At 68.2% G+C, this 8,920-nt stretch carries 7 protein-coding genes; 3 read left to right on the forward strand and 4 right to left on the reverse strand.

Translation table 11 applies throughout. The annotated features are described in order from the left end of the window. Positions 1-78: 78 nt before the first annotated feature. The 3 genes from ACFVJS_RS23550 to ACFVJS_RS23560 all read right to left on the reverse strand — a co-directional run bounded on the left by ACFVJS_RS23550 (position 79) and on the right by ACFVJS_RS23560 (position 4,856). The gene (locus ACFVJS_RS23550; protein ID WP_378885581.1) at positions 79-1,026 is read right to left on the reverse strand and encodes an RNA polymerase sigma factor RpoD/SigA; all 948 of its coding nucleotides are present in this window, start codon (positions 1,024-1,026) and stop codon (positions 79-81) included. Positions 1,027-1,231: 205 nt separating this feature from the next. Beyond that, entirely contained in the window at positions 1,232-3,367 is a 2,136-nt protein-coding gene (locus tag ACFVJS_RS23555; RefSeq protein ID WP_378885582.1) for a S9 family peptidase, read from the reverse strand. Positions 3,368-3,545: 178 nt separating this feature from the next. Then, entirely contained in the window at positions 3,546-4,856 is a 1,311-nt protein-coding gene (locus tag ACFVJS_RS23560) for a DNA polymerase IV (protein ID WP_378885584.1), read from the reverse strand. 149 nt (positions 4,857-5,005) lie between these two features. Between ACFVJS_RS23560 and ACFVJS_RS23565 the strand changes: the two genes are divergently transcribed. Then, positions 5,006-5,932: a DUF4192 domain-containing protein gene (locus ACFVJS_RS23565; RefSeq protein WP_378885586.1), complete on the forward strand. Its 927-nt coding sequence runs from the start codon at positions 5,006-5,008 to the stop codon at positions 5,930-5,932. On the opposite strand, the gene ACFVJS_RS23570 is transcribed toward ACFVJS_RS23565, so the two are convergent. After that, positions 5,929-6,402, reverse strand: a complete 474-nt coding sequence (locus tag ACFVJS_RS23570) for a hypothetical protein (protein ID WP_378885588.1) — start codon at positions 6,400-6,402, stop codon at positions 5,929-5,931. The genes ACFVJS_RS23565 and ACFVJS_RS23570 overlap by 4 nt on opposite strands. Before the next feature lie 84 nt (positions 6,403-6,486). Between ACFVJS_RS23570 and ACFVJS_RS23575 the strand changes: the two genes are divergently transcribed. Both ACFVJS_RS23575 and ACFVJS_RS23580 read left to right on the forward strand, forming a co-directional pair. Beyond that, positions 6,487-7,065, forward strand: a complete 579-nt coding sequence (locus ACFVJS_RS23575; RefSeq protein ID WP_378885589.1) for an HhH-GPD-type base excision DNA repair protein — start codon at positions 6,487-6,489, stop codon at positions 7,063-7,065. Positions 7,066-7,204: 139 nt separating this feature from the next. After that, positions 7,205-8,809 (forward strand): RNA polymerase sigma factor, encoded by a 1,605-nt coding sequence (locus ACFVJS_RS23580; RefSeq protein ID WP_378885591.1) that lies wholly within the window; start codon positions 7,205-7,207, stop codon positions 8,807-8,809. Positions 8,810-8,920 lie beyond the last annotated feature (111 nt).

Raw genomic sequence — 8,920 nt, forward strand, 5'->3', positions numbered from 1 at the left:
GCTACTGACCGCCGAACACGCCACAAGTGCAGATTCGGCGCCCCTCCTACGAGGAGCGCCGAATCTTGGGGTTACGGGTCAGGCCGCCAGGTCAGGATCTGCGAAGCGGCGGAGCTTCTGCAGGGCCTCACGCTCGAGCTGGCGTACGCGCTCGGCGGAGATGCCGTGCTTGACGCCGATGTCGGCGAGCTTGTGCTGACGACCGTCGGTGAGCCCGTAGCGGGAGCGGACGATGTCGGCGGAACGCTCGTCGAGCTGGCCAACCAGCGAGTTGAGCCGCTCACGGGACTCGACATCGATGACGTCCACGTCGGGTGACGGCGCCGACTCCTGGGCCATCAGGTCGCCCAGGGAGGTGTCGCCGTCCTCGTCGATCGGAGTGTCGAGCGAGACGTGGTCACGACCCCAGGAGAGCAGGTCGAGGACGCGGTCGATGTCCATTCCGAGCTCGGCGGCGATCTCCTCCGGCTCCGGGTCACGGCCGAGCTGCCGCTCCAGGGTGCGGCGCGCGCCGCCGACCTGGTTGAGCTCCTCGACGACGTGGACCGGGAGCCGGACCACGCGCGCCTGCTGGGCGATGCCGCGGGTGATCGCCTGACGCACCCACCACGTGGCGTACGTCGAGAACTTGTAGCCCTTGGTGTAGTCGAACTTCTCAACGGCCCGGATCAGGCCGGTATTACCTTCCTGGATCAGATCCAGCATCGGCATCTGGGCGCGACCGTACTTTCGCGCGATGGACACCACCAGACGCAGGTTGGCGTTGATGAACTCGCGGGTGGCGCGGTGGCCCTCCTCGGCCAGCCACTCCAGCTCCGCTCGGGTGGCTCCACCGGGTGCCTTCTTGCGGCCGACGCGGCCCTCGGCCAGGAGGTGCTCGGCCATCAGGCCGGCCTCGATCGCCTTGGACAGCTCAACCTCTTTGGCAGCATCCAGGAGCTCGTTACGGGCGATCTCGTCGAGATACAGCCCGACGCTGTCGCGGCCCTCGATCTCTCGGGTGGCGGTTGCGGTGCGTGTCGCCATGGGAACCTCCTCACGGTGAGGTTTGTGGCCTCACGGTGGTTTCAACGCTTCGCCCCTCCCAGGTGTTCCCTGGTAGAGCGCCTTGTCATCGAATCCTTCTTCGATCTCTTGTCCGGTTCGACGTACGCGGCAGGCGATAAGTTGCATCGCGAGGTGAATCTCAGGGGTTTCTCATGGAGTACCCCGAGAAGCCCGCAGATATGCCCTACGAAGAGGTCACCTGGTCGATCATCCAGGCGAGGCTGAACGCCCGGTCCTCCCATGCCTTGTAGCGTCCCGAGACCCCTCCGTGTCCGGCCGCCATCTCCGTCTTCAGCAGTACGTCACCGGGATTCTCGGCCGTCGCGCGCAGCTTGGCGACCCATTTCGCGGGTTCGACGTAGAGCACCCGGGTGTCGTTGATGCTGGTCTCGGCCAGGATCGGTGGGTAGTGCTGGGCGGTGACGTTCGTGTAGGGGTCGTAGGAGGCCATGTAGTCGTAGGTCTCCTTGTCGGCCTCCGGGTTGCCCCACTCGTCGTACTCGGTGACGGTCAGCGGCAGCGTCGCGTCGAGCATCGTGGTCAGCGCGTCCACGAAGGGCACCGCGGCGACGACCGCGCCCACCGCGTCGGGGGCCTGGTTGGCGACCGCCCCCATCAGCAGCCCGCCGGCGCTGCCGCCCTCGGCGATGATCTTGCTCGGCGTCGACCAGCCCGACTCGGCGAGGTGGCGGGCGCAGGCGATGTAGTCGGAGAAGGTGTTCTGCTTCTTCAGCATCTTCCCGTCGTCGTACCACGCCCGGCCCATCTCGCCGCCACCGCGGACATGGGCGATGGCGAAGCCGATCCCGCGGTCCAGCAGGCTCAGCCGGGGGATGGAGAAGTAGGGGTCCATGCTGGCCTCGTAGGAGCCGTAGGCGTAGAGCAGCACCGGGATCGGTCCCTGCTCGTGGAGACCCTTCTTCGCCACGATCGAGATCGGCACCCGTACGCCGTCCTCGGCGGTCGCCCAGAGGCGGTGCTCCTCGTAGTCGTCTCGGTCATAGCCACCGAGCACCGGGGCCTGCTTGCGCAGGGTCAGCTCGCGGCTGCGTACGTCGTAGTCGTAGACGGAGGCCGGGGTGCGCATCGTGGTGTAGCCGAGGCGTACGACCGGGGTCTCGAAGGTGGGGTTGGAGCCCGAGCCGATGGTGTAGAGCTCGTCGTCGAACTTCACCAGGTAGTCGTCGGAGACGCCGTCCTCGCCGAGCTCCAGGATGCGGAGCTGGGTCAGGCCCTCGCTGCGCTGGTGCACCACCAGGTGGCCGGCGAAGGCGTCGACGTCCTCCAGGCGTACGCCGGGGGTGTGAGGGATCAGGGGCCGCCACTGGGAGCGCGGGGTCGGCGCGATCGGCGCGGTGGCGATCTCGAAGTCGGGGCCCGAGGCGTTGTGGGTGACCAGGAAGACGTCCTCGCCGGCGATGGTGGCGTGCTCCACGGAGTACTCCACGCCCTCCTCGCGAGCCGCGAAGACCTGCCAGCCGGCGTCGGGGTCGTCGAAGTCGAGGAAGCGGTATTCGGCCGTGATCTTCGCGGCGGTGCCGATGAACATGAACCGGTCGGACTTGGTGCGTCCCACGCCGACCCAGAACCGGTCGTCGGTCTCGTGGAAGACCAGCTCGTCCTCGCTCTGCGGGGTGCCGAGGCGGTGGCACCAGATCTTGTCGGCGCGCCAGGACTCGTCGGCGGTCGTGTAGTAGAGAGCCGAGGACTCGCGGTCCCAGGTGGCGCCGCCGTGGACGTTGGTGAGCTCGTCGTCGAGCAGCTCGCCGGTGGTGAGGTCCTTGACGCGTACGGTGTAGCGCTCGTCGCCGGTGGTGTCGGTCGCGTAGGCGAGCAGCGTGGTCGACGGGCTGACGGTCGACCCGCCCAGGCTGAAGAAGTCGTGGCCCTCGGCGAGCGCGTCGAGGTCGAGCAGCACCTCCTCGCCGGGGAGCGCGGGCTGGTCGTGGGTGACGTCGGCCGGTGTCGGGGGAGTCCAGTCGCCGGGGTCGGCGACCTTCACCCGGCAGCTCGCGCCGTACTGCTTCCCCTCGAAGCTGCGGCCGTAGTACCAGTAGCCGCGCGAGCGGGTCGGGACGCTCAGGTCGGTCTCGAGGGTGCGCGCCTTGATCTCCTCGAAGATCTGCGAGCGCAGGTCGGCGAGGTGCTCGGTCTGCTGCTTGGTGTAGGCGTTCTCGGCCTCGATATAGGCGATGACCTCGGGGTTGTCCTTGTCGCGCAGCCACTCGTAGTCATCGGTCCGGGTCAGGCCGTGGAACTGCTTGGACGAGGGCTTCTTCGGTGCGACGGGCCAGTGCGTCACGGGGTGGGCAGCAGACATGAACGAGACCCTATCTCCGCGACCCACGGACTCCCGCGCACACCTCGCGGATGGCCGCAGGTGGCATCGCATGGCTCTATCGCACAACATGGTCACCTGGCGCGATACCGCACGCGCAGCCGGGACGACGGAGCCGGCGGCGGGAGCCGACGACGGGGGCCGACGACGGGGGAGCGGCTCAGGACTCGCTGTAAGGCTGCAGGTCGGGGTCGTCGACGGCATAGGACCGCACCGGACCCGCGGGCGTCTCGGCGGTCTCGAAGCGCACGGTCACCACGCCGCGCCCCGAGCCCCAGACCCAGCCGCGGCCCATCTCCGCGTGGACGACGTCCATCCCGGCCGCCCAGGTCGGCCTCCGGGCCGGCTCGGGGAGGGGGCGCTCGGGCTCGGTGTCGTCCTCGGCGTCCTCCCCGAAGAGGTCCTCCTGGATCCAGTCGGCCAGACCGGAGACGCCGACCCCGAGAAGGCGTACGCCGCCGGCCGTCTCGCCCGCGGTGAACAGCTCGCCGAGCAAGGTCCTCGCCAGGCGGGCGATGGTGCCGGCCTGGTCGGTGGGGGCCGGAAGCGTCGCGGAGCGGTTGATCGTGGTGAAGTCGTAGAGCCGGACCTTGATCGTGATGGTGCGGCCGGAGAGGCCGTTCTTCTTCAGCCGGGCGGCGACCTCGGTGGCCTGCCGGGTGAGGATCTGCTCCATCAGCGGACGATCGGTCAGGTCGGTGTCGTAGGTGCCCTCCACGCTGACCGACTTGGTCTCGCGCTCGGGCTCGATGCGCCGGTCGTCCTGGGCCCGGGCGAGCTTGTAGAGGTTGGTGCCGTGGGACTTGCCCACGAGGCGTACGAGCTCCTCGACGCTGACCTGCTCCAGATCGGCCACGGTGTGGATGCCGGCGCGGCGCAGACGCTCGGCGGTGGCGGGGCCGACGCCGGGGATCACCTTGACGTTCATCGGGCGGAGCAGACCGAGCTCGGTGCCAGGCGCCACCACGACCAGGCCGTCGGGCTTGTCCAGGTCGCTGGCGATCTTGGCGATGAACTTCGAGCTCGCGAGGCCGACGCTCGCGGTGAGCCCACCGGTGATCTCGGCGACCTCGGCGCGGATCCGGGCGGCGGTCTCGGTCACGGTGTCGACCTCGAGATCGGGCAGGTCCGCGGCGGCGAGATCGACGAAGGCCTCGTCGAGCGAGAGCGGCTCGACCAGCGGGGAGAGGTCACGCAGGATCCCGAAGACCTGCTCGCTGACCTTCTTGTACGCCGGGAAGCGGGGATAGAGGAAGGCGGCGTGCCCGCACAGCGCGCGGGCCTCGCGGGTCGACATCGCCGAGCGGACACCGAAGGTCCGGGCCTCGTAGGAGGCGGTGCTGACCACGCCGCGACCGCTGATGCCGCCCACGACCACCGGCTTGCCGCGCAGAGACGGCTTGTCGCGCTGCTCGACCGAGGCGAAGAACGCGTCGAGGTCGAGGTGCATCACCGACGCGTGCGGTCTCATGGTGGCAACCTATCGGGCGGCGGGGACAGTCTGTTCCGGGCCGCTGCCCCGGGCCGTTGACCATCCACACGATCTTTCGAACTCGGGTTGTGCACAAGCGCGGATATTGGCGACGAGACTGTCGGTGGGTCGCAGGGAGTGTGGTCCGCATGACCACAAAACTCTCCATCGCCCGTCCCGAGGACGTCCTGGCGGCCGTACCCATCCTGCTCGGGTTCCAGCCCGAGAAGTCGATCGTCATGCTCACCTTCGGCGGTGAGCATCAGGTCCACGGCAGGATCGACCTCCCGACCCCCGGCGAGATCGAGGGCTGTCTGGACAGCCTCCTCCTGCCCGCCGTCCGTCACCAGGTGCGCGGCGTGCTGCTCGTCCTCTACGACAGCGGCCCGCGGTTCGGGCTGAAGATCGCCCGCCGCCTCGCCGAGAGGCTGGCCGAGTGCGACATCGACCTGGTCGGGTGCCTGCGGGTGCACGACGGCCGCTGGTTCGACCCGCTCGGCTTCCACGGCGCCCCCGATGACGGAGTGCCGTTCGACATCGTCGCCCACCCGTTCCGCGCCCAGGCGGTCTACGACGGGCACATGGTGCGCCGCTCCCGCACCGAGCTGGCCGCATCGATCGCGGCGGTCCCCGAGGCCGTCACCGAGACGGAGGCCGCCTTGGAGCGGGCGTCCGCCATGAAGGTCTACGAGGTCGGCCGGCTGGTCGACGACGCCGTCGCCGGGACGGTGCTGTCGGCCGACCAGATCGCCTCCCTGCTGCTGGCGCTGCGTGAGCCGCAGCGGCGCGACGCCGCCTGGGGCGGCATGACCCGCGAGGAGGCCAAGGCCCACGTCCGCCTGTGGACCGATGTCGTACGCCGCAGCCCCGACGACCACGTCGCCCACCCGGCTGCCGTGCTGGCCTTCGCCGCCTGGCTCGGCGGCGACGGAGCGCTCGCCTGGTGTGCGCTCGACCGGTGCTTCGCGAGCGAGCGCCATCACGGCCTCGGGGTGCTCGTCGCGCAGATGCTCGAGGGCGCTGTTCCTCCCACGGCCTGGGAGGACGCGCTCAGCCGGTCGGAACGTCCCGCTTAGTCGTTGCGGTAGCGCAGCCGCTTCCACCGACGGCTCAGCTCCGAGCGCGGATCGACCCAGGCGTTGCGGGTCACCACGACGTACGTCAGGGGTGCCCCGATCTCCCGGAACGCCTGTCGGGCGGCGGCGAGCCAGCGGAGGTCCACGTCCTCGATCTCGAGGCCTCCGGCGCGGGTCAGCCACACGATCGGGTCGGACACGCCGACGCGGCGCCGCATGCTGTGGATGATGTCGGCGCGCAGCCACTGGTCGGTGGGCTCGTCCTCGCGATGGGCGTGGACGACTTCCTTGCCGCCGGGGATGCCGAGGTGGACGAGCGCCAGGAACGATCGTCGGTGCTCTGTGGCGGTGTGGTCCAGCACGGCACGTCTCAGTCGCTTCTCGAGCACGGGTGGGAGCGGCTCGTGCAGCCCTTCGACGGATGTCTCGGACGGGACAGACGGGACAGACGGGGCGGACATGGAGGCCATGCGCCTAGCGTGCAACGGATGTCAGATCGGCGCGACCCGCTTTCCACAGGCATGACCAGGTAGATCACGACGAGATGAGGCAGGATGTCCCTTATGCCTTCGCTCCACATCACCGGCGACGAGGCCGCCGACAAACTGCTCTCCGAAGATCCGTTCGCGCTGCTGCTGGGCATGGCCCTGGACCAGCAGTACCGGATGGAGGATGCGTTCAAGGGAGGTCACAAGCTGATGACCCGACTCGGCCATCTGGATCCCGCCAAGATCGCCGACATGGACCCAGACGACTTCAAGGCGATCGCCTCGACGCCGCCGGCGATCCACCGCTTCCCTGGCTCGATGTCGGCGAAGGTGCAGGGGATCGCGGCGATCGTCACCACCGACTACGGCGGCGACGTCACCCGGCTGTGGACCGAGGCCGCCAACGGCAAGGACCTGCTCAAGCGGGTCCAGGCGCTCCCGGGCTTCGGGAAGCAGAAGGCGCAGATCTTCGTCTCGCTGCTGGCCAAGCAGTTGGGCGTGCGGCCCGAGGGCTGGGAGGACGCCGGCGGCGACTACGCGCTCGATGGTTACCGTTCTGTGGCTGACGTCGTCGACGTTGCGTCGTTGCAGAAGGTGCGTGACTACAAACAGCAGAAGAAGGCCGCAGCCAAAGCAGCCGGATGAGTTGTCGGTGGACACAACGCCCCGGATGGGGACTGTTCACCACCACCGTGGCAGAATGAATCTGCGGCTCTTGACGACCCCGGGCCCTGCCGCGCCCAAACTGAGTTTTTGATAAGTCTCGACCAAGTTCGACGGAGAGGTGTTCGTGTCCTCGAACGCGCGCAAGATACCCGCTGAGGTACTCGCCCACCCTGCCGTGAAGGCACTGATCGACCAGGCCAAGCCGACCGGACGTGTGAGCCCCGACCAGGTCCGCCAGGCCAGCGAGGATGCCGCGGTCGAGCCCAGGCATCTCAAGGCACTGCTCGGTCACCTGAGCACGCTCGGCATCTCGGTGGACCTCGGCACCGCGGTCACCGGTCGTGCCGCTGCGGCGACGACCTCGACCCGCAAGACGACGACCGCCAAGGCGCCGGCGAAGAAGGCCGCCGCCAAGAAGGTCGCTGCCGAGACGGAGAAGCCCGCCGAGAAGCCTGCCAAGAAGGCCGCGGCGAAGAAGGCGGACGACGCCGAGCCCAAGAAGACGACCGAGATCGACGAGGACGGCGAGGAGATCGTCCTCGAGGACGTGGATGTCGACGTCGACGACGTCGACGAGATCGACGTCGACGACTCGGACGACGACACCGACACCGACGACGAGGAGACCACCGTCGTCCAGATCGGCCCCGACGGCAAGAAGGTCCTGCCCGACATCTCCGACGAGCAGTTCGAGAAGGACGTCGCCTCCGATCCCACGATCAAGGAGGACGAGAAGGAGGCCGAGAAGCAGAGCTTCGTCGTCTCCACCTCCGACGACACCGACGAGCCCGAGCAGACCGTCATGGTCGCCGGCGCGACCGCCGACCCGGTCAAGGACTACCTCAAGCAGATCGGCAAGGTCCCGCTGCTCAACGCCGAGATGGAGGTCGAGCTCGCCAAGCGGATCGAGGCCGGTCTCTTCGCGGAGGAGAAGCTCGGCAAGGGCGGCAAGATCACCCCGAAGATCCTCGACGAGCTCGAGTGGATCGCCGAGGACGGCAAGCGCGCGAAGAACCACCTCCTCGAGGCCAACCTCCGTCTGGTGGTCTCGCTGGCCAAGCGCTACACCGGTCGCGGCATGCTCTTCCTCGACCTGATCCAGGAGGGCAACCTCGGTCTGATCCGTGCGGTCGAGAAGTTCGACTACACCAAGGGCTACAAGTTCTCGACCTACGCGACGTGGTGGATCCGTCAGGCCATCACCCGCGCGATGGCCGACCAGGCCCGCACCATCCGCATCCCGGTGCACATGGTCGAGGTCATCAACAAGCTGGCCCGAGTGCAGCGTCAGATGCTCCAGGACCTCGGGCGCGAGCCCACCCCGGAGGAGCTGGCCAAGGAGCTCGACATGACCCCGGAGAAGGTCATCGAGGTCCAGAAGTACGGCCGCGAGCCGATCTCGCTGCACACGCCGCTGGGCGAGGACGGCGACTCCGAGTTCGGTGACCTGATCGAGGACTCCGAGGCGATCGTCCCGGCCGACGCAGTCTCGTTCACGCTCCTCCAGGAGCAGCTGCACGCGGTGCTCGACACGCTCTCCGAGCGTGAAGCCGGCGTCGTGAGCATGCGTTTTGGCCTGACCGACGGTCAGCCGAAGACTTTAGACGAGATCGGCAAGGTCTACGGGGTCACCCGCGAGCGCATCCGTCAGATCGAGTCCAAGACGATGTCGAAGCTGCGACACCCGTCGCGTTCGCAGGTTCTGCGCGACTATCTCGACTGATTCTGGCTAAGATCACCCCCGAACGCCTTCCCGGACATCTGGGAGGGCGTTCGCCATTTCCTCGGAGAAGCCGTGCCGAGAAGGTAGTTGTGGGCGACGAAACCACAGTTT

This window comes from Nocardioides sp. NPDC057772 (assembly GCF_042798075.1).
Lineage (GTDB): Bacteria > Actinomycetota > Actinomycetes > Propionibacteriales > Nocardioidaceae > Nocardioides.

Bases quoted from the DNA above. Each gene is read 5' to 3' on its own strand.
- ACFVJS_RS23550 (WP_378885581.1), bottom strand. From the start codon at position 1,026: ATGGCGACACGCACCGCAACCGCCACCCGAGAGATCGAGGGCCGCGAC.
- ACFVJS_RS23555 (WP_378885582.1), bottom strand. From the start codon at position 3,367: ATGTCTGCTGCCCACCCCGTGACGCACTGGCCCGTCGCACCGAAGAAG.
- ACFVJS_RS23560 (WP_378885584.1), bottom strand. From the start codon at position 4,856: ATGAGACCGCACGCGTCGGTGATGCACCTCGACCTCGACGCGTTCTTC.
- ACFVJS_RS23565 (WP_378885586.1), top strand. From the start codon at position 5,006: ATGACCACAAAACTCTCCATCGCCCGTCCCGAGGACGTCCTGGCGGCC.
- ACFVJS_RS23570 (WP_378885588.1), bottom strand. From the start codon at position 6,402: ATGGCCTCCATGTCCGCCCCGTCTGTCCCGTCTGTCCCGTCCGAGACA.
- ACFVJS_RS23575 (WP_378885589.1), top strand. From the start codon at position 6,487: ATGTCCCTTATGCCTTCGCTCCACATCACCGGCGACGAGGCCGCCGAC.